The 17,490-nt window shown below is 57.4% G+C and carries 28 protein-coding genes; all 28 read left to right on the forward strand.

Going from position 1 to position 17,490, the window contains the following annotated elements; genetic code table 11:
- Window positions 1–8: 8 nt before the first annotated feature.
- The 28 genes from rplN (at window position 9) to NSJP_RS10830 (ending at window position 17,487) form a co-directional block, all read left to right on the forward strand.
- Window positions 9–377, forward strand: a complete 369-nt coding sequence (gene rplN / locus NSJP_RS10695) for a 50S ribosomal protein L14 (RefSeq protein ID WP_080886890.1) — start codon at window positions 9–11, stop codon at window positions 375–377.
- 16 nt (window positions 378–393) lie between these two features.
- Window positions 394–723, forward strand: coding sequence for a 50S ribosomal protein L24 (gene rplX, locus NSJP_RS10700; RefSeq protein WP_080886891.1), 330 nt, complete (start codon window positions 394–396; stop codon window positions 721–723).
- Between the two features lie 17 nt (window positions 724–740).
- Window positions 741–1,400 carry a 50S ribosomal protein L5 gene (rplE, locus tag NSJP_RS10705; RefSeq protein WP_269457664.1) on the forward strand — a complete coding sequence of 220 codons (660 nt, stop codon included), beginning with the start codon at window positions 741–743 and terminating at the stop codon, window positions 1,398–1,400.
- Between the two features lie 21 nt (window positions 1,401–1,421).
- The gene (locus NSJP_RS10710) at window positions 1,422–1,607 is read left to right on the forward strand and encodes a type Z 30S ribosomal protein S14 (protein ID WP_080886892.1); all 186 of its coding nucleotides are present in this window, start codon (window positions 1,422–1,424) and stop codon (window positions 1,605–1,607) included.
- Window positions 1,608–1,685: 78 nt separating this feature from the next.
- The gene (gene rpsH / locus NSJP_RS10715) at window positions 1,686–2,081 is read left to right on the forward strand and encodes a 30S ribosomal protein S8 (RefSeq protein ID WP_080886893.1); all 396 of its coding nucleotides are present in this window, start codon (window positions 1,686–1,688) and stop codon (window positions 2,079–2,081) included.
- A 39-nt stretch (window positions 2,082–2,120) separates the two neighbouring features.
- Entirely contained in the window at window positions 2,121–2,657 is a 537-nt protein-coding gene (gene rplF / locus NSJP_RS10720; RefSeq protein WP_080886894.1) for a 50S ribosomal protein L6, read from the forward strand.
- Between the two features lie 6 nt (window positions 2,658–2,663).
- A complete protein-coding gene (rplR, locus tag NSJP_RS10725) occupies window positions 2,664–3,029 on the forward strand; it encodes a 50S ribosomal protein L18 (RefSeq protein ID WP_080886895.1) in 366 nt (121 codons plus the stop codon).
- Window positions 3,030–3,074: 45 nt separating this feature from the next.
- Window positions 3,075–3,584, forward strand: coding sequence for a 30S ribosomal protein S5 (rpsE, locus tag NSJP_RS10730; RefSeq protein ID WP_080886896.1), 510 nt, complete (start codon window positions 3,075–3,077; stop codon window positions 3,582–3,584).
- Window positions 3,581–3,784, forward strand: a complete 204-nt coding sequence (gene rpmD, locus NSJP_RS10735; RefSeq protein WP_231989365.1) for a 50S ribosomal protein L30 — start codon at window positions 3,581–3,583, stop codon at window positions 3,782–3,784. Before rpsE ends, rpmD begins: the two co-directional genes overlap by 4 nt.
- Window positions 3,781–4,230 (forward strand): 50S ribosomal protein L15, encoded by a 450-nt coding sequence (rplO, locus tag NSJP_RS10740; RefSeq protein WP_080886897.1) that lies wholly within the window; start codon window positions 3,781–3,783, stop codon window positions 4,228–4,230. Before rpmD ends, rplO begins: the two co-directional genes overlap by 4 nt.
- A complete protein-coding gene (gene secY / locus NSJP_RS10745) occupies window positions 4,223–5,542 on the forward strand; it encodes a preprotein translocase subunit SecY (protein ID WP_080886898.1) in 1,320 nt (439 codons plus the stop codon). Before rplO ends, secY begins: the two co-directional genes overlap by 8 nt.
- A 4-nt stretch (window positions 5,543–5,546) precedes the next feature.
- Window positions 5,547–6,203 carry an adenylate kinase gene (locus tag NSJP_RS10750; RefSeq protein ID WP_080886899.1) on the forward strand — a complete coding sequence of 219 codons (657 nt, stop codon included), beginning with the start codon at window positions 5,547–5,549 and terminating at the stop codon, window positions 6,201–6,203.
- Window positions 6,200–6,949, forward strand: coding sequence for a type I methionyl aminopeptidase (map, locus tag NSJP_RS10755; protein WP_080886900.1), 750 nt, complete (start codon window positions 6,200–6,202; stop codon window positions 6,947–6,949). The genes NSJP_RS10750 and map overlap by 4 nt, the downstream gene beginning before the upstream one ends.
- Window positions 6,950–6,992: 43 nt before the next feature.
- Window positions 6,993–7,211, forward strand: a complete 219-nt coding sequence (gene infA / locus NSJP_RS10760) for a translation initiation factor IF-1 (RefSeq protein WP_080886901.1) — start codon at window positions 6,993–6,995, stop codon at window positions 7,209–7,211.
- A gap of 16 nt (window positions 7,212–7,227) precedes the next feature.
- The gene (gene rpmJ / locus NSJP_RS10765; protein WP_080886902.1) at window positions 7,228–7,341 is read left to right on the forward strand and encodes a 50S ribosomal protein L36; all 114 of its coding nucleotides are present in this window, start codon (window positions 7,228–7,230) and stop codon (window positions 7,339–7,341) included.
- A gap of 59 nt (window positions 7,342–7,400) precedes the next feature.
- The gene (gene rpsM, locus NSJP_RS10770; RefSeq protein WP_080886903.1) at window positions 7,401–7,796 is read left to right on the forward strand and encodes a 30S ribosomal protein S13; all 396 of its coding nucleotides are present in this window, start codon (window positions 7,401–7,403) and stop codon (window positions 7,794–7,796) included.
- 24 nt (window positions 7,797–7,820) lie between these two features.
- Entirely contained in the window at window positions 7,821–8,204 is a 384-nt protein-coding gene (gene rpsK, locus NSJP_RS10775; RefSeq protein WP_080886904.1) for a 30S ribosomal protein S11, read from the forward strand.
- An 81-nt stretch (window positions 8,205–8,285) separates the two neighbouring features.
- A complete protein-coding gene (gene rpsD, locus NSJP_RS10780) occupies window positions 8,286–8,912 on the forward strand; it encodes a 30S ribosomal protein S4 (protein WP_080886905.1) in 627 nt (208 codons plus the stop codon).
- Window positions 8,913–8,992: 80 nt separating this feature from the next.
- Entirely contained in the window at window positions 8,993–9,994 is a 1,002-nt protein-coding gene (locus tag NSJP_RS10785; protein WP_080886906.1) for a DNA-directed RNA polymerase subunit alpha, read from the forward strand.
- A 16-nt stretch (window positions 9,995–10,010) separates the two neighbouring features.
- On the forward strand, window positions 10,011–10,421 hold the full coding sequence (gene rplQ, locus NSJP_RS10790) for a 50S ribosomal protein L17 (RefSeq protein ID WP_080886907.1): 411 nt from the start codon (window positions 10,011–10,013) through the stop codon (window positions 10,419–10,421).
- A 201-nt stretch (window positions 10,422–10,622) separates the two neighbouring features.
- On the forward strand, window positions 10,623–11,192 hold the full coding sequence (gene lptC, locus NSJP_RS10795; RefSeq protein WP_080886908.1) for an LPS export ABC transporter periplasmic protein LptC: 570 nt from the start codon (window positions 10,623–10,625) through the stop codon (window positions 11,190–11,192).
- Window positions 11,167–11,727: an LptA/OstA family protein gene (locus NSJP_RS10800; RefSeq protein WP_080886909.1), complete on the forward strand. Its 561-nt coding sequence runs from the start codon at window positions 11,167–11,169 to the stop codon at window positions 11,725–11,727. The genes lptC and NSJP_RS10800 overlap by 26 nt, the downstream gene beginning before the upstream one ends.
- Before the next feature lie 5 nt (window positions 11,728–11,732).
- Complete coding sequence (gene lptB, locus NSJP_RS10805) at window positions 11,733–12,506, forward strand: LPS export ABC transporter ATP-binding protein (protein ID WP_269457725.1); 774 nt, start codon at window positions 11,733–11,735, stop codon at window positions 12,504–12,506.
- Between the two features lie 18 nt (window positions 12,507–12,524).
- On the forward strand, window positions 12,525–14,042 hold the full coding sequence (rpoN, locus tag NSJP_RS10810) for an RNA polymerase factor sigma-54 (RefSeq protein WP_080886911.1): 1,518 nt from the start codon (window positions 12,525–12,527) through the stop codon (window positions 14,040–14,042).
- Window positions 14,043–14,204: 162 nt separating this feature from the next.
- Window positions 14,205–14,711: a ribosome hibernation-promoting factor, HPF/YfiA family gene (gene hpf, locus NSJP_RS10815; protein WP_080886912.1), complete on the forward strand. Its 507-nt coding sequence runs from the start codon at window positions 14,205–14,207 to the stop codon at window positions 14,709–14,711.
- 14 nt (window positions 14,712–14,725) lie between these two features.
- Window positions 14,726–15,589 carry an RNase adapter RapZ gene (gene rapZ, locus NSJP_RS10820; protein ID WP_080886913.1) on the forward strand — a complete coding sequence of 288 codons (864 nt, stop codon included), beginning with the start codon at window positions 14,726–14,728 and terminating at the stop codon, window positions 15,587–15,589.
- Window positions 15,590–15,835: 246 nt separating this feature from the next.
- Entirely contained in the window at window positions 15,836–16,939 is a 1,104-nt protein-coding gene (gene pilM, locus NSJP_RS10825) for a type IV pilus assembly protein PilM (RefSeq protein WP_197685397.1), read from the forward strand.
- Entirely contained in the window at window positions 16,936–17,487 is a 552-nt protein-coding gene (locus NSJP_RS10830) for a PilN domain-containing protein (RefSeq protein WP_080886914.1), read from the forward strand. Before pilM ends, NSJP_RS10830 begins: the two co-directional genes overlap by 4 nt.
- The last annotated feature ends 3 nt before the right edge of the window (window positions 17,488–17,490 follow it).

The following is a 17,490-nucleotide window of genomic DNA, read 5'->3' on the forward strand; positions in this document are numbered from 1 at the left end:
AGTCAGACATGATTCAGAACTATACCTACATGGATGTGGCCGATAACTCAGGGGCGAAGCAGGCCATGTGCTTCCATGTTCTCGGCGGCTCAAAGCGCCGGTACGCTTCCCTGGGAGACATCATCGTTGTGGCCGTGAAGGAAGCGATTCCCCAGGCCACGGTCAAGAAGGGCGACGTCAGCCGCGCCGTGATCGTGCGCACGACGAAGGAAGTGCGGCGTGAAGACGGATCCTATATCAAGTTCGACCGGAACGCCTGTGTGCTGATCAATAAAGATGGAGAGCCGGTCGGTACCCGCATCTTCGGACCGGTCGCCCGCGAGCTCCGGTGGAAAAAATTCATGAAGATTATTTCTCTGGCTCCGGAAGTTCTTTAGGCCGATAGGAGTAGACGTGGAAGCGTTACAGAAGGTTCGAATCCGCAAGGGCGACACGGTTGTGGTCATCGCCGGGCGCGATCGGGGAAAATCGGGAAAGGTTTTGTCGGTTGACCGTACCGCGGGTCGTGTGGTGGTTGAAAAGCTGAACATGATCAAGCGACATACCAAGCCGAATCAGAAGGTGAAGCAGGGCGGTATCCTTGAGCGCGAAGCGCCGTTGGCGATTTCCAACGTGATGTTTCTGTGCCCGGTCACCCAGAAGCCGACGCGGCTCGGGGTTCGGGTGCAGGCTGACGGCAAGCGTGTCCGCTTCAGCAAGAAATCCAAAGACACTGTGGAATAGGGGCAAAGGGAAGGCACATGGCGGACGCGAAAGATCCGAAAAAATCAAAGGGCGCGAAGCCGGCAGGACGCGCATCGAAAAAAGACGGCGCGCCGGCTCCTCAGGCGCTGGACGACGGGAGCGAGGAGTCAAAATTCAAACCGCGCCTCCGTGACATGTACCGGGAGCAGGTCATTCCGGCCCTCATGAAGGAATTCGGATACAAGAATCTGATGCAGGTGCCGAAGCTCGAACGGATCGTGTTGAACGTCGGAATGAGTGAGGCTACTCAGAACGTGAAGCTGCTCGAAAGTGCGGCGACTGAACTGGGGATGATTACCGGACAAAAGCCGGTCATAACCAAGGCCAAGAAGGCAATCGCCGGGTTCAAGTTGCGTCAGGGAATGCCGATCGGGACGAAAGTGACGCTACGGAACCGCCGGATGTACGAATTTTTCGATCGCCTGGTGACGCTGGCGCTGCCCCGGATCCGAGATTTTCGCGGCGTATCGCCCAAGGCGTTCGACGGACGGGGTAACTATACGCTGGGGCTCAAGGAACAGTTGATTTTCCCCGAAATCAAGTATGACGAGGTGGCATCGATTCACGGCATGGACATCACCATCGTGACGACGGCCCGTACCAACGACGAAGGTAAAGCCCTGCTGCGGCAATTAGGGATGCCCTTCCGGACTTAACGCGTAACGAAGGAGCCGACTGTGTCGAGACTAGCCCTGCGCAACAAATGCGCGAAGAAGCCTAAGTTTTCCTCGCGCGCGTATCACCGATGCGGGATCTGCGGGCGTGTGCACGGATTCTTGCGCCGGTTCAAGATGTGTAGAATTTGCTTTCGCCTGCTGAGCCTGAAGGGGGAAATCCCCGGAGTCAGGAAAGCCAGCTGGTGATGCGTGACCGGCGGTTGTCGGTCGCCGCACGATGCGAACAACGCAACGCATTACAATAATTGGGTGTGAAGGGAGTCTATGGTTACGGATCCGATCAGTGATTTGCTGGTGAGATTGCGAAACGGATTTCGGCGGCAACATGAAGTGGTCACTATGCCCGCGTCCAAGTTGAAACGCGAGGTCCTGCGTGTTCTGCAGGCCGAGGGCTTCATTCATGGTGTTGAGGGAGCCGAAGAGGAGGGCCATCCGGTCCTCAAGGTTCGTCTCCGGTATGTGGGCGAGGGACAGCCGATGATTACCGGTATGGAGCGTGTGAGCAAGCCGGGCCGACGGGTGTACGTCGGAAATAAGAACATTCCGCGTGTGCGTAACGGTATCGGCATGGCGATTCTCTCGACGTCCAAGGGGATCATGACCGATCAGGCCTCACGCAAAGCCGGGCTCGGCGGTGAAGTGCTCTGTTCGATCTGGTAGCGGTCGGTTGATTGCATCGGCAAGAAGGATGGCGTAGCGATGTCACGCATAGGAAAAAAACCGGTTCCGGTTCCGTCCGGTGTCGACGTGAAAGTGGCGGGGTCCGTAGTATCCGTGAAGGGTCCCTTGGGTAAGTTGGACTGGGCGCTGGCACCGGGCATCGGTGTCACGGTGGACCAGGGTCAGGTGCTGATCACCCGATCGAGCGAGGCGCGCAACGTTCGGGCGCTGCACGGGTTGGTCCGCGCCGAGTTGAGCAATATGGTCTTGGGCGTCACCAAAGGGTATGAACGAAATCTGGAAATTACCGGCGTCGGCTATAAGGCTGCCGTGCAGGGTCGCACGATGAGTTTCAACGTGGGTTACATCAATCCGGTCGTATATCCGATCCCCGCCGGGATCGAAGTGAAAATCGACAAGCAGACCCTAATCAATGTGAAGGGTATAGACAAGCGGCTCGTGGGGCAGGTGGCGGCCAACCTCCGGGCCATCAAGCCACCCGACGTCTACAAGCAAAAGGGTGTGCGGTATGTCGGCGAAGTCTTGCGTAAGAAGGAAGGCAAAACAGGGAAGTAGGATGCCATGAACAGTTTGGAAAAGAACCGGCAGCTCGCGCGTCGTCAGCAGCGTGTCCGCCAGCGGATTTTTGGGACCGACGCGCGTCCGCGACTCAATGTGTTTCGCAGCAGCAGCCACATCTATGCGCAGATTATCGATGACCTGAAAGGCCTGACGTTGGCGTCGGCCTCGTCCCTCGACAAATCGTTGCGGACGACGCTCAAATCCACGAGCAGCATCGAAGCGGCGAAGGCGGTCGGTAAGCTGCTGGCCGAGCGGGCCAAGGCCGCGAAAGTTCAGACGGTCGTGTTCGATCGCGGCGGTCGCCTGTACCACGGCCGAATCAAGGCCTTAGCCGAAGCCTCCCGCGAGGGAGGGTTGCAGTTCTAATGCAGCCACTGTCGAGTCTTCATACAGGAGAGGGGGAGTAGGCGCGTGCGAGTTAATCCCGATGAACTCAGTCTAAAAGATAAAGTCGTCTTCATCAACCGCGTGGCCAAGGTGGTCAAGGGCGGTAAGCGGTTCAATTTTTGCGCCCTCGTCGTCGTCGGAGACGGGCAGGGTTGGGTCGGCATCGGTAAAGGCAAGGCAGCCGAAGTCCCGGTGGCGATTTCCAAGGCCGTGCAGCAAGCGAAGAAGAATTTGGTGCACGTGCCGCTCAAGTCCGGAACGATTCCGCATGAAGTCCACGGACTGTTCGGAGGCGAGCACGTGCTGTTGAAACCCGCGGCGGAAGGCACCGGCATCATCGCCGGCGGGGCCGTGCGGGCCGTCGTCGAATTGGTCGGCGCGCATAACGTGATCTCGAAGACGCTGGGCCGAGGCAATCCCTTCAATACCGTTCGGGCGACGCTCGACGGCCTGACCCAGCTTCGGAATCCGGAAGAAGTGATGCAGTTGAGGCGCGGTCTCACAGATGTCCGTGCGGCCGGAGTGGGGGCATGATGGGAGCGAAAAAAACAGGCACGGCAAGCGTACGCATCACCCTGAAGCGAAGCCCCATCGGAACGCCGGAGCGTCATCGGCTGGCATTGCGCGGGCTGGGGCTGCGAAAGATTCGTCAGGCGGTCGTGCGTCCGGACACACCTCAAGTCCGGGGTCTTATTCATCAGGTCGGCTATTTGCTGGAAGTGCAACCACAATGAATCTACACGAACTGGCTCCCGCCAAGGGAGCAAAGAAAAAGCGCAAGCGGATCGGTCGAGGGCCGGGTTCCGGACACGGGAAGACCGCGACCAAGGGACATAAAGGATTACTGGCGCGTTCCGGCGGCGGTAAGGGGGCCGGCTTCGAGGGCGGGCAGATGCCCCTCATTCGTCGCGTACCCAAGTACGGCTTTACCAATCCGTTCAGGAAAGAATTCGCCATCGTTAATCTCAAAAGTCTCGTGGACTTGGCCGAGCAGGGAACCATCACGCCTCAGACATTGGTCGATGCCGGACTCGTCAGGCGGCTGACATTGCCGATCAAGATCCTCGGAAACGGGGAGCTCAAAAAGCCGTTGGTGGTTCAGGCGCACAAGTTCAGCAAGTCGGCTGAGGCCAAGATCCAAGCCGCAGGAGGCAGAGTCGAGGTCATTCCCGGTGTTTGAGCGGCTCCTGACGAGTTTTCAGAATATTTTCAAGATTCCCGAGCTGCGGACCAGAATCCTGTTCACGCTGGGCATGCTGGTCGTCTATCGAGTCGGTGCACACATCCCCACACCGGGAATCAATGGGGAGGCGCTCCAGGACTTTCTGCAAAAGCAGGGCGGTGCGCTGCTCGGTTTTCTAGACATTTTTTCCGGCGGCTCCCTGTCGCGGCTGACGATCTTTGCGCTCGGCATCATGCCGTACATCAGCGCATCGATTATTCTTCAGCTCCTGACGGTGGTCATTCCCCATTTGACGAAACTCGCCAAGGAAGGGGAGCGCGGCCGTAAGAAGATTATCCAGTATACGCGCTTCGGAACGATCGGCATCGCCCTCATCCAAGGGTTTGGTATCGCCGTCGGTTTGGAACAGATGAACGGCGGGGCGTTTGTTCTGGATAAAGGGTGGGGGTTCCGTCTGATGACGGTCATCACCCTGACCGCCGGCACTGCGTTTCTGATGTGGCTTGGCGAACAGATTACTGAGCGCGGGATCGGCAACGGCATCTCGTTGATTATTTTTGCAGGGATCGTCGCCCGCCTTCCGGCCGCGGTGGCGCAGACATTCGATCTGTACAAGGTCGGCCAGCTGAGCTTTCTGCTGTTGGCCGCGCTGGCCGTCTTGATGGTCGCAGTCGTGGCTGCCATCGTGTTTCTCGAAAGCGGTCGCCGCAAGGTGCCTGTGCAGTATGCAAAGCGGGTGGTTGGGCGGAGGGTCTACGGGGGACAGAGCACGCATATTCCGCTGAAGATCAATACCGCCGGAGTCATTCCGCCGATCTTCGCGTCGTCGATCATTGCGTTCCCTGCCACCATTGCCGGATTTTTTGAGACGCCATGGGTGAAGGCCATTGGCGCACAGTTGGCCCCGGGGTCGTTGCTGTATACGCTCATGTACGTCGGGTTGATTCTGTTCTTTTGTTTTTTCTATACGGCAGTCGTACTCAATCCGGTGGATATGGCCGACAATATGAAAAAATATGGCGGTTTCATTCCCGGAATTCGACCCGGCCAACGGACCTCGGATTACATTTATAAGGTCCTGACCCATATTACATTCGCCGGGGCGATCTATCTGGCCATCGTCTGCGTGATTCCGGAGTTTTTGATCTACAAGTTGAACGTGCCATTTTATTTCGGCGGTACATCGTTGCTGATCGTCATCGGAGTCGGATTGGATACGGCACAGCAAATCGAGTCCCATATGCTGATGCGCAACTATGAAGGCTTCCTGGGAAAAGGCATGGGACCGCTGCGCGGCCGGAGTGGTTGACCCGATGCGCGTGGTATTTCTCGGAGCGCCGGGCGTCGGCAAGGGTACTCAGGCGGATCGAGTCGCCGCAGCGTCCAAGAGCGTGAAGCTCTCCACCGGCGACCTGCTGCGTGAAGCGGTGAGAAATCAAACGACGCTGGGCCGCGAGGCCAAGGGTTATATGGACCAGGGTAAGCTGGTTCCCGATAGCGTGGTCATCGGGTTGGTCCGTGAAAAGCTCGCCGACCTTAGCGGTGCGAACGGTTTCATACTCGACGGGTTTCCGCGGACGGTCGTGCAGGCCGAGGAGTTGAATCGCGTGCTGGCGTCTGCAAATACGCCTCTCGATCGCGTGGTCAACTTTCAGGTCTCCAGGGAGGACGTGGTTCGGCGCTTGAGCGGGCGACGAAGTTGTCCCAAGTGCCAAGCGACGTTCCATGTAGACTTCGCTCCGTCTAAAAAGGGGAACGTGTGTGACCGGTGCGGTGAGCCGTTGGTGCAGCGTAGCGACGACCGGCCGGAAGCCATCGAAACGCGGCTCAAGGTATACGAAGAACAAACGGCTCCGCTGATCCGGTATTATCGCGAGCGGCAACTTCTGTCGGAACTCGACGGATCCGGCTCGGTGGACGCGGTATTTGAAGGGTTATCTCGGGTTCTGGCTCCTTACAGGCCGACATGATCATTCTGAAGACGCCAGAGGAAGTTGCCCTGATGGCAAAGGCGTCGAGAGTGGTGGCGGAAGCGCTGGAGGTTCTGAAGAAAGCGGTCAAGCCCGGGGTCACCACGGATGAATTGGACCGGCTGGCTGAAGCTGAAATTCGTGCCCGCGGTGCGCAGCCGGCGTTCAAGGGGTATCGAAATTATCCCAAGACGCTTTGTGCGTCGGTGAACGAACAAGTCGTGCACGGCATTCCCTCCAAACGAGTGCTGAAGGAGGGAGACATCGTCGGACTGGATCTTGGCGCGATCGTCGAAGGGTTCTACGGGGACTCCGCCGTGACCGTCGGGGTCGGCCAGGTAGAGGACGGCGCGGCGAAATTGGTTCGCGTGACGGAAGAAGCGCTCGCCTTGGGTATCGAACAAGCGGTGGTGGGAAATCGGTTGTCCGACATATCCCACGCGGTTCAGCGCCATGTCGAGGCGGCCGGGTATTCAGTGGTTACGGAATTTGTCGGACACGGGATCGGCCGGCAACTGCATGAGGAACCGCAAGTTCCGAACTATGGCAAGCCCGGGCAGGGACCGCGGTTGCAGCACGGGATGGTCCTCGCCATCGAGCCCATGGTCAACATGGGACGGGCAGCGGTCAGAGTGCTGGACGATCGATGGACGGCGGTGACGGTGGACGGCAGTCTGTCGGCGCATTTTGAGCATACGATCGCCGTTCAGCCAGAGGGGCCGGCGAAGGTTCTTAGTCGATTGTAGAAGAGCCGTTCGGCGAGACATCGGGAGAAAGGATACGAGGTTCGTGCCCAAGGAAGACATCATCGAGATTCAGGGGACCGTGGCTGAAACCTTACCGAACGCGATGTTTCGTGTGCAACTCGAGAACGGTCACAAGATTCTGGCGCACATTTCAGGAAAGATGCGCATGCATTTTATTCGCATCCTGCCCGGCGATAAAGTCACGGTGGAAATGTCTCCGTACGATTTAACGCGCGGGCGCATTACGTATCGGTTCAAGTAGGAGCATCGGAAGAGCTATGAAAGTGAAATCGTCCGTCAAGCCGATCTGTGCGAAGTGCAAGGTGGTCAGACGCCGGGGCGTCGTGCGGATCCTCTGCGAGAATCCGCGGCATAAACAACGGCAAGGATAGGCCTGAGGCGGGTCGTCCTGCTTCTCGCACCAGTGAGTCAGTAAGCAAACGGAGTACATATGGCTAGAATCGCCGGAGTGGATTTGCCCAGAGAGAAACGGTCGGATATCGGCCTGACTTATGTGTTCGGCATCGGCCGGGCCGCTGCCCGGACTATTCTCGATAAGGCCGGAATCGACGGAGCCGTCCGTGTGAAGGATCTCAGTGAAGACCAAATCGTAAAGATCCGCGAGATCATCGATCAGGAGTATCAGGTCGAGGGTGATCTCCGGAAGACCTTTTCGATGAACATCAAGCGCTTGATCGATACCGGCACCTATCGCGGGTTGCGTCATCGCAAAGGGCTGCCCGTTCGCGGTCAGCGCTCAAAGACCAATGCGAGAACCCGCAAGGGGCGTCGCGCAGGAGTCGGAAGCAAGCCGAGACCGGCAGCTCGTCCGGCCTCCACCACTTAATCCATTCGCGGCAAAGGGACTTCCATGAGTGTAAAAAAAGGGAAGAAGAAGGAACGACGGATCGTCCAGAGCGGGATCGCGCATGTGCAGGCCTCGTTCAATAACACCATCGTGACGATCACCGATATGAGCGGCAATACCGTCGTCTGGGCGAGCGCCGGCAATCAAGGATTCAAGGGGTCGCGCAAGAGCACGCCATTCGCCGCGCAACGCGCAGGTGAAGCCGCCGCTCGAAAGGCGATGGAAAGCGGAATGCGTCAGGTCGACGTCTACGTGAACGGCCCGGGCTCCGGCCGCGAATCGGCGATTCGCTCGCTCCAAGGAGCGGGGCTTCGGATCAATCTCATTCGTGATGTGACGCCTATTCCGCACAACGGATGCAGGCCGCCGAAGCGCCGTCGCGTATAAAGCGGCATGAGCGGTGCTGGAAGTTAAAGACAAGCATGTGAGGACACCGACAGTTGGTGTCCGGTAACCGGAGGTAGAGAAGTGGCAAAGTATCGAGGTCCTGTCTGTCGGTTGTGCCGGCGTGAGGGGGAGAAGCTGTTTCTGAAAGGCTCCCGCTGCATGACGGAGAAGTGTGCCATCGAGCGGCGCAGCTATCCGCCAGGCCAACACGGGCAGGGGCGGCAGCGTACGTCGGACTACAGCCTCCAGCTTCGGGAAAAACAGAAATTACGGCGGATTTATGGGTTGCAGGAACGGCAGTTCCGGGGCGTCTTTGAACGGGCCGAGCGGCAGACGGGCGTCACCGGCGAAGCGCTGCTGCGCCTGCTCGAATCACGACTCGACAACGTGGCCTATCGACTTGGCTTCGGTGCGTCGCGACGTGAAGCGCGCCAGCTGGTGAGCCACGGTCATGTGACGGTCAACGGCCGGAAACTGAATGTCCCCGGCGCACTGGTTCGGGCCGGAGACGTGGTGGCCGTGCGTGAGCGAAGCCGAAATTTGGTCACCATCCAGGCGGCGTTGGAATCGGTCGATGGTCGGGGCGTACCGGAGTGGCTGGAATTGGACAAGGCCGGCTTTACGGGCACGGTCCGCGCCCTTCCGACGAAGGATCAGATTACATTGCCGGTTAACGAGCAGATGGTCGTCGAACTCTATTCACGGTAACGATGACTTCATACGGCGCCGCTCCCCTGCAGAATGCTTCGCCGGGGTCATGCAGGCGCTGACACGATGAAGGGGGACTCATGATTAAAGCGATGAAGGACTTCCAGATCCCGTTGCGGGTCGAAGTCGACAAAGAAACCATGTCTCCGACGTTCGGTCGGTTTTCGACCGAGGCCTTTGAGCGGGGATTTGGGACGACGGTAGGCAACGCGTTGCGACGGGTACTGCTTTCTTCGTTGACCGGTGCAGCCGTCACGACCGTGAAGATCGAAGGGGTCTTGCACGAGTTTTCTACGATTCCCGGCGTGACCGAGGACGTCACCTCGATCATCCTGAACGTGAAGGGACTTCGGTTGGCGCTCCATACCGACAAGCCCAAGACCATCCGTCTCAAGAAAAAGGGACCGGGCGAAGCGAAAGGCTCGGACATCGTTCATGACGCCGACATCACGATTCTGACCCCGAATCTCCATATCGCCACGTTGGATAAGGACGCGACATTGGATATGGAAATGACGGTGAAGCACGGCCGTGGATATGTGCCGGCTGAGCGCAACAAGGAAGAGGGCTTGCCCATCGGCGTGATTGCGATTGATTCTATTTTTTCGCCCATCAAGCGAGTTAACTTTCAGGTTGAAAATGCCCGCGTGGGGCGCATGACCGATTATGACAAGCTGACTTTGGAAGTTTGGACCGACGGAACGATCTCGCCGCGGGATGCGCTATCGACGGCCGCTGGAATTTTGCGGGATCACGTCGACATTTTCATCAATCCCGAAGCACGGGTGGAAGGCCGTGGGGAACTGGCCGGTGAAGATGCGCAACGCGAGATCAACAAGAACCTGTTCCGTAGCGTCAACGAGCTGGAACTGTCCGTCCGGGCGGCCAACTGCCTGAAAAATGCCAACATCAAGACGATCGCCGATCTGGTGCAGAAGACGGAAGCGGAGATGCTGAAGACCAAGAACTTCGGCAAGAAGTCTCTGAATGAGATCAAGGAAATCCTGACCGAAATGGGATTGGGCCTGGGGGTGAAGCTGGACGCATTGCCCTCAAACGGCAATCCCAAGCCGATCGAATAACGAAGAAGAGGGAACCGTGCGGCACAGAAAAAAAGGCAGACAACTCGGTCGACAGACCAAGCATCGCTGGGCGTTGTTCAGAAGTCTGGTCACGTCGTTGCTCGAACACGAGCGGATCGAAACGACGGAAGCCAAGGCGAAGGAAATCCGTGGGTTTACCGACCGCATGATTACGCTCGGCAAAGACGGTTCGTTGCCAGCTCGCAGACGGGCCCTCAGCTTTCTCCGAAGCAAGGCGGTCGTCACGAAGCTCTTCAGCGACGTCGCGACGCGATTTAAGGATCGGCCGGGCGGTTATACCAGGATGGTGAAGACCAGGAGGCGGATTGGTGATGCCGCCGAATTGGTCGCGATCGAATTGGTGTCCCGCACCGAGGCGCCGGCCGCGAAACCAGCTTCTCCGGCCACTCCAGCCGAGAAATCCTAGTTCAGTAACAGGTCGCTGGGACTCTCCTGAGTTCCAGCGGCCCGTTGTCTTTACATCAAGCGCTCCACAAACATCAGATATCGTTCGTGCGCCGGGTTCTCGGCGAAACGGTTCATCCGCCAGGGGAGAAGTTTACTTGCTCTGATCCGAATGCTACTATCGTGCCAGTAACCGTTCTGAGTTGGGAGCAAGATATCTAACGTGTGGAGAACGCTGGCGCAGCGAGGCCTTCTCGGGTTGAGCGTTGTGTTGGCCTGTTATCTTGTCTACCTCCTTATGACCAATTCGACCGCCGCGCCTCCACCGACGAGACAGACCGGCGGGATGGATCAGGCCGACGCCACCATCTCCCGCTTCACCTTCACGCAAACCAAAGGCGACAAGGTACAGTGGCAGGTGGACGCCAAGCAGGCCCGGTTATTTGAACAGAAAAAACAGGCCCTCCTCGATACGGTCGCCGTCACACTCTTCGGACAGGCGGGTAAGGAACTCACCGTAGAAGGCGATGAAGGCACACTCAACACGGACACGAAGAATTTTATCTTGGCCAACCGGCTCGAGCCGCTGGTCCTCCGCACGCAGAGCGGGTATACCATCTATACGAATCATTTGTCCTGGACCGATGCAACGAGGGAGATTCGAACGGGCGATCCTGTCCGGATCGTCGGACACGGACTGGACGTAACCGGTGTCGGCTTGTTGGGTCATATGGACCGGGAAGAATTCGAAGTGCTCGAGGACGTGCATGTTGAAGTGTCTCCTGTTTCTTAGCGTTGCGCTCGCCGGTGTCGTTGTTGCCGCTCATCCGTCGCTGGCTGCCCCGGTGACTGCGGGCGCCGATCAGACTGTCAGTACGACCATCACGTCAAAAAAGATGACCGTCAAGAATCAGGACAGCCAGGCGATTTTCGAGGGGACGGTCGTATTGACGCGCGGTACCTTGGTGGTCTATTCCGATCGGATGATCGTCTCATTCGGCTCCGCGCAATCCAACGGAACCGAGGATCGGAAAGGTCGGGAGACGGCATCGCCGCGAAAAGGGCCGGACACGGTTTCGAACCGGGCGGTGAATAGGATCGAAGCGATCGGCCGTGTGAAAATCGAGCGCGACAGCGGAAACGCCACCTGTGAAAAAGCGGTGTATTATCGAGAAGAGGATAAGATCGTTCTGACCGGATCGCCTGTGGCCTGGGAAAAAGGAACCAGAGTGAGCGGGAAGCAGATTACCATGTTTCTGGCCGAGGATCGGAGCGTCGTTGAAGGGGGTTCTCACGTGCGGATCGAGCCCGAGGGGGAAGCCAAGTGACCGAAGTGGCGCACGCGTCTGCGACAGCGTCCACCGCTGCCGGATCCGGGTCTCGAAAGACCGCTCTTCAGGCCACGGGATTGATGAAGAGCTTTCGTTCGCGGAAAGTCGTCAAAGGGGTGTCCGTGGAAGTTCACGCCGGCGAAGTCGTCGGTCTGCTTGGACCGAACGGAGCAGGCAAAACGACGATTTTCGACATGATGGTGGGGCTCACACAGCCGGACGAAGGGACGATTACACTGGATGGTGAGCCTCTGACGAGCTTGCCCATGTATAAACGCGCCCGCAAAGGGATTGGGTATCTCCCGCAGGAATCGTCGATTTTCCGGCGTTTGTCCGTCGAGGACAATATTCTGGCTATTCTCGAAATGCTGGATTACTCTCGGTCGGAGCGGGCCGAGCGTGTGGAGATCTTGCTAAAGGAGCTGGATCTCGGACATATTCGGACGAGCATGGCCTATGCGTTGTCCGGTGGCGAACGTCGGCGGCTCGAAATTACCAGGGCGTTGGCGACCAATCCCTCGTTCATGTTGCTGGACGAGCCGTTTGCCGGGATCGATCCTATCGCCGTGGCGGACATTCAGCAGATCATCACTCGGCTGAAGGAAAAGGGCATCGGGATCCTCATCACCGATCACAACGTTCAGGAAACGCTTTCCATAACGGATCGTGCGTACATCATCAATGAGGGCTTGATTCTGGAGGCAGGGTCCCCCGAAGCTATTGTGAGAAGTGAAACGGCCAGAGCTGTCTATCTCGGCGATCGATTCAAGTTATAAGGAACGAATACGGTGTCGATGAAACTGCGACTTGACCTGAAGCTCAGCCAAAAGCTCATCATGACGCCGCAATTGCAGCAGGCGATCAAGCTGCTGCAATTGTCACGATTGGAACTGCAGCAAAGTCTTGTGCAGCATTTGATGGACAATCCGATGCTGGACGAGTTGCCGGCCGAAGCCGAGGAAAATGAAGGAAGCTCCGCCGACGAACAGGGGGAAGATGCCGCCGCCTCCGCATCCAGCAATTCCGAGACGGCCGAGTCCGAGGAATCGACCCCTGAAGAACGCGACACCCCCGACGAAGCTTCAGCGGCAGGCTGGGAGGAATATTTCCAGACCGACCGACGGACGGGAAGCGGCGAGCGGCAGTCCTCGTCATCCGACGACTTTCCTTCGTATGAACAGAACATGCGGAAGGCCACGTCTCTTGAGGACCATCTGCTCTGGCAGCTGTCTCTGTCCGGCTTGTCCGAACAACAGAAGGTCATCGGCCGGTTGCTGATCGGCAATCTTGACGACGACGGCTATCTGCGCATGCCCCTGTCGGAAGTCATCAGCGGAACCGAGTTTGCCGAAGCGGAAGTCGAATCGGTGCTCAAGGACATTCAGACCTTCGATCCAACGGGGGTCGGCGCCCGTGACTTGCCGGAATGTCTCCTCCTACAATTGGGACACCTGGGTCGAAGCCCCATCGGCTCGTTGGGAGCACGTCCTGGCGCATTGAAGGGGTCGATCATCGAGGCGATCATCCTTCACCATCTTAAAGATCTCGAGAAGAAGCAATATGCCCGAGTGGCCAAAGCTCTCGACGTAACGATAGAGGAAGTGTTACAGGCCACAAAAGTGATCGAGGGGCTCGAACCGAAGCCGGGCCGTCCCTTCGACAATACCCAGAATTATGTCATTGTGCCGGACGTTTTCGTCGTGAAGAACGAAGGAGAATGGGTCGTATTGCTCAATGACGACGGCCTCCCCCGCATGAGGATCAGCCCGTACTACAAACAGCTCATGGCTTCCGGGCAAAGCGGATCCACTGAAACAAAGGCGTACCTGGACGAACGTCTCCGCGCCGCCCAATGGGTGATCCGCAGCATCGAACAGCGCAACAAGACCATCGTCAAGGTCGTTTCCAGCATCGTCAAGTTCCAGGAGCAGTTCTTCGAACACGGGGTGCAGTACCTGAAACCGTTGGTGCTCAAGCAGGTTGCCGAGGACATCGGTATGCACGAGTCGACCATCAGCAGGGTGACGGCGAACAAGTATATGTATTGTCCGCAAGGCATGCTGGAACTCAAGTTCTTCTTCAATGCGGGCTTGCAGCGTGCGGATCAACCGAGCGATATGCTCTCGTCCGTGACCGTACGTGAAATGATCCGCAAGATGGTTGCAGCCGAGGATGCCCGCCACCCGTTGAAAGATGAGGAAATCGCCGCACGTCTCCGTGAGCAACAGGTGCTGATCGCCCGACGAACGGTTGCGAAGTACCGGGCAGAGGAGAACATTCCTCCTGCGACGCAACGCAAACAGTTTTTCTAGGCAATGGGACGCAAGCCGCACGGTCATCCCAGTCGGATGCCCGATGCCTAATTCCGGCCGGCCGACGAACATCATGTGTCTTATAGTCGTGGGCCGTTCTGTGGTCGCCCTTCCCAGCACCCGCCACATCAGCCAAGATGAATCACCAATAGGAGCAGCTGCATGAAGATTACAGGCAGGCATTTGGTCATAACTCCCGCGCTCAAACGTCATATCCGCGAAAAGTTCGAACGGTTGGATCGATACGGGGTGCTGCTGGATCGCATGCAGATCACGCTCGGCGTGAATAAGCTGCAGCACACGGCGGAGGCGCTCTGTTCCGTGAATAGAAAACAGTTCCAGGCCAAGACGTCAACTCGTGAAATGTACATGACGATCGACCAATTGGTTGATCGGCTTGAAACACAAATTCGCAAGTACAAGGAGCGGCGGACGGAGCATAAAGGGAAAAAGTCGGCGGCCCGCCGGGTGCCGTTCGTGCCTCCTGATTCGGTCGAACAGGACATAGAGGTCGTGCGGCCAAAAGTTTCCGTCCTGTCCCGCGCCGCGGCGTCAAGCCGCCTGGACGATCTGCCCGGCTCGATCATGGTGTTTACATGCGCCGAGTCTGGGAAGCTGCAGATCTTGAGAAGAGCCGAGAGCGGCAAGATCGTGCTCATCGATCCATAAGACAAGAGTCTGTGATGCCCGGATTAAAGCTCGTGGTGATCAGCGGTCTCTCTGGGGCGGGTAAGTCGCACGCGCTGAAATCGTTCGAGGACGTCGGATACTTTTGCATCGACAATTTGCCTCCCGCCCTCCTTCCTCCGTTCGTCGAGCTGTGTCATCAGCAAGGCGGCGAGATCAGAAACGTGGCGTTGGGCATCGACGTGCGCGAGCGCGTGTTCTTCACCGATCTGGTCGGTGTGCTGGACCGGGTGAGGGCCTTGGGACATTCTGTCGAGCTCTTGTTTCTGGAGGCCCGGGAAGAAGTCTTGGTCAGAAGGTTTTCGGAGTCTCGAAGGCCGCATCCGCTGCTCCCGGATCTCCCGGTGCTGGAGGGCGTGAGATTTGAGAAGGAACGTCTTGCCGAGTTGCGGCGCCATGCGGATCGCATTATCGACACGTCAGATTTGACGGTCCATGAACTGCGTGATCTGCTCGCGAGACAGTTCAGTCAGGACAGCGTCCCACGCCGGTTGACGATCTCCATCATCTCTTTCGGCTATAAGTTCGGCGTTCCCTATGATATCGATCTGCTCTTCGACGTCAGATTTCTGCGTAATCCATTCTTCGTTCCGGAACTCAAGCCCCTAACCGGGGAGGATCAGCGGGTCAGGGCATTCGTCCTGGCCGATCCCGATGCGGTGGCATTCATCAGCCATTTGGAGCAACTGTTCAAGTTCCTCATCCCGCTTTTTGAGCGAGAACGTCGCAGCTACCTCAATGTCGCGATTGGCTGTACGGGCGGCCGGCATCGATCAGTGTCCGTGGCCAAGCGATTGCAGGAAAGCTTTGCTGCGGCTGGCTATCCGAGCACCGTCGTCCATCGGGATTTAGGTAAATAACGGCCCGCCCCTCCAGTTCCTCCTCCCTGGATCGCATCAGATTGCATCCATTTCGCTGAAAGCGCAGCCTCCATTTCTTTCGATTTCTTGACACATGAGAGACATGAACTATACTTGGCCTGTGTCGTAACGATTTCCGCTCTGGTGGCATCGTTTTCGTGACAGGCTCAGCGGTGATCATGCGATGCAAGAAATCGAAAAATGATTTTGCCGGTTGCATGAAGTGAGATACAGTCTGAGGCGCGTATGCTGAATTCCCTTAAAAGTCTGGTGGAAACCGATATCTTTTCGATGCTTACCCCGAAGCGTCAGCTCGTGGGGCTGGACATCGGGTCAAGCGGCATCAAGCTTGTCCAGCTCAAAGAACATCGCGGACGCTATCTGTTGCAGAAATTCGGCGTCAAGCCGCTCGAACCTGAGGTGATCGTCGATGGAACGGTCATGGATGAGGGACGGGTTGTCTCGGCAATCAAGGAGCTGTTCGAAGAATTGAAGGTCAAGGTGAAGCAGGTGGCCGTTTCCATATCCGGCCATGCGGTCATCATGAAAAAAATCAGTCTCCCCCCGATGCCGGACGATGAGCTCGAGGGGCAGGTCAGACTCGCCGCGGAGCAATACATTCCTTTTGACATCAACGAAGTGAACATCGATTTTCACGTGCTTCCCCCGTCGGAGGGCGATGCGGAGGAAGGCGAGATGTCCGTGATTCTTGTGGCGGCAAAGAAGGACAAGATCAACGAGTTGACGGAATTGGTCAAGGGAGCCGGTCTGTTTCCCATGGTCATGGACGTCGATGCATTTGCCATCGAGAACATGCACGCGATCAGTTACCCCGTGTCTCAGGAGGACACCACCGCCCTCGTCAACATCGGCGCGAGCGTGATGAACATCAACATCGTGCGCGGCGGTGTCTCGGTGTTTACCCGAGATATTCCGATCGGAGGAAACCGCTACACCGAAGCGATGCAACGGGAGTTAGGGCTCTCGTATGAAGACGCCGAGGAAACGAAAAAGGGTGGCCGCAGTGCCGGTTCGAGTCAGGCCGTCACGGGCGTGATCGACAGCGTCAATGCCGAAGTGGCTTCGGAAATCGCGCGTACGGTGGATTACTTCAAGTCCACGATGTCCGATGCCGAAGTTCAGCACGTGGTGCTGTGCGGAGGCGGCGCTCAAGTGGCAGGTCTCGAGCAGCAGTTGCGCGACCGTATGAACGCCATGGTCGAGATTGCCAATCCGTTCGGAGAAATCGACACGTCAGGGTGTGACATGGATCAAGCCACTCTTGCGGAGATGGCTCCGATCGCCGCGGTCGGAGTCGGTTTGGCTCTGAGATCGGTAGGGGACCGATGATTCGCATCAATCTATTGCCCGGGCCAAAGGGGCGAAAGGCGAAGCCTCAGTATGATGTTCGTGCACAAGCCATGCTCGGGGTCGGCCTTTTCATCATCACGATCGCCGGTTGCTGGTGGTACTCTGCGTCTCTGGACGAGGAATTGGAAGTCCGACAGACCGAGAAGAGCGACAAGACCAAACAGGTGGCATCCCTGAACGAGCAGGTCAAGCAAGTCGCGGACTTTGAGCAGCGTAAGCGGCACCTGGAAGACAAGAACCGTATTATTGATCAGTTGGAAAAATCTCGTGTTGGTCCGGTCAAGGTATTGGACCATGTGAGTCAGAGTCTCGACCCCTTGAAGCTCTGGTTGGTTCGTATCGGTGTCAACGGCCAGAACATCGACTTGGAGGGACGTGCCCTGTCCAATGACGACGTGGTGGAGTTCGTCAACAATCTTCGGCGAACCGATTATTTTACCGCCATCGATCTTCAGGAGAGCCGTTCCGCCACGGAAAGCCAGCTCAGTGTCTATCAGTTCAAACTCGCGTTTAAACTGAAGGGATAAGCT

The organism is Nitrospira japonica, from assembly GCF_900169565.1.
GTDB lineage: Bacteria > Nitrospirota > Nitrospiria > Nitrospirales > Nitrospiraceae > Nitrospira_C > Nitrospira_C japonica_A.

What these genes read in the sequence shown, in the direction of transcription:
- rplN (WP_080886890.1), top strand. Translation starts at nt 9, where the DNA reads ATGATTCAGAACTATACCTACATGGATGTGGCCGATAACTCAGGGGCG.
- rpoN (WP_080886911.1), top strand. Translation starts at nt 12,525, where the DNA reads ATGAAACTGCGACTTGACCTGAAGCTCAGCCAAAAGCTCATCATGACG.
- rpsK (WP_080886904.1), top strand. Translation starts at nt 7,821, where the DNA reads ATGAGTGTAAAAAAAGGGAAGAAGAAGGAACGACGGATCGTCCAGAGC.
- NSJP_RS10800 (WP_080886909.1), top strand. Translation starts at nt 11,167, where the DNA reads ATGTTGAAGTGTCTCCTGTTTCTTAGCGTTGCGCTCGCCGGTGTCGTT.
- rapZ (WP_080886913.1), top strand. Translation starts at nt 14,726, where the DNA reads ATGCCCGGATTAAAGCTCGTGGTGATCAGCGGTCTCTCTGGGGCGGGT.
- NSJP_RS10830 (WP_080886914.1), top strand. Translation starts at nt 16,936, where the DNA reads ATGATTCGCATCAATCTATTGCCCGGGCCAAAGGGGCGAAAGGCGAAG.
- rpmD (WP_231989365.1), top strand. Translation starts at nt 3,581, where the DNA reads ATGATGGGAGCGAAAAAAACAGGCACGGCAAGCGTACGCATCACCCTG.
- rpmJ (WP_080886902.1), top strand. Translation starts at nt 7,228, where the DNA reads ATGAAAGTGAAATCGTCCGTCAAGCCGATCTGTGCGAAGTGCAAGGTG.
- rplR (WP_080886895.1), top strand. Translation starts at nt 2,664, where the DNA reads ATGAACAGTTTGGAAAAGAACCGGCAGCTCGCGCGTCGTCAGCAGCGT.
- pilM (WP_197685397.1), top strand. Translation starts at nt 15,836, where the DNA reads ATGCTGAATTCCCTTAAAAGTCTGGTGGAAACCGATATCTTTTCGATG.
- rplO (WP_080886897.1), top strand. Translation starts at nt 3,781, where the DNA reads ATGAATCTACACGAACTGGCTCCCGCCAAGGGAGCAAAGAAAAAGCGC.
- map (WP_080886900.1), top strand. Translation starts at nt 6,200, where the DNA reads ATGATCATTCTGAAGACGCCAGAGGAAGTTGCCCTGATGGCAAAGGCG.
- NSJP_RS10750 (WP_080886899.1), top strand. Translation starts at nt 5,547, where the DNA reads ATGCGCGTGGTATTTCTCGGAGCGCCGGGCGTCGGCAAGGGTACTCAG.
- rplE (WP_269457664.1), top strand. Translation starts at nt 741, where the DNA reads ATGGCGGACGCGAAAGATCCGAAAAAATCAAAGGGCGCGAAGCCGGCA.
- rplF (WP_080886894.1), top strand. Translation starts at nt 2,121, where the DNA reads ATGTCACGCATAGGAAAAAAACCGGTTCCGGTTCCGTCCGGTGTCGAC.
- rpsH (WP_080886893.1), top strand. Translation starts at nt 1,686, where the DNA reads ATGGTTACGGATCCGATCAGTGATTTGCTGGTGAGATTGCGAAACGGA.
- NSJP_RS10785 (WP_080886906.1), top strand. Translation starts at nt 8,993, where the DNA reads ATGATTAAAGCGATGAAGGACTTCCAGATCCCGTTGCGGGTCGAAGTC.
- rpsM (WP_080886903.1), top strand. Translation starts at nt 7,401, where the DNA reads ATGGCTAGAATCGCCGGAGTGGATTTGCCCAGAGAGAAACGGTCGGAT.
- hpf (WP_080886912.1), top strand. Translation starts at nt 14,205, where the DNA reads ATGAAGATTACAGGCAGGCATTTGGTCATAACTCCCGCGCTCAAACGT.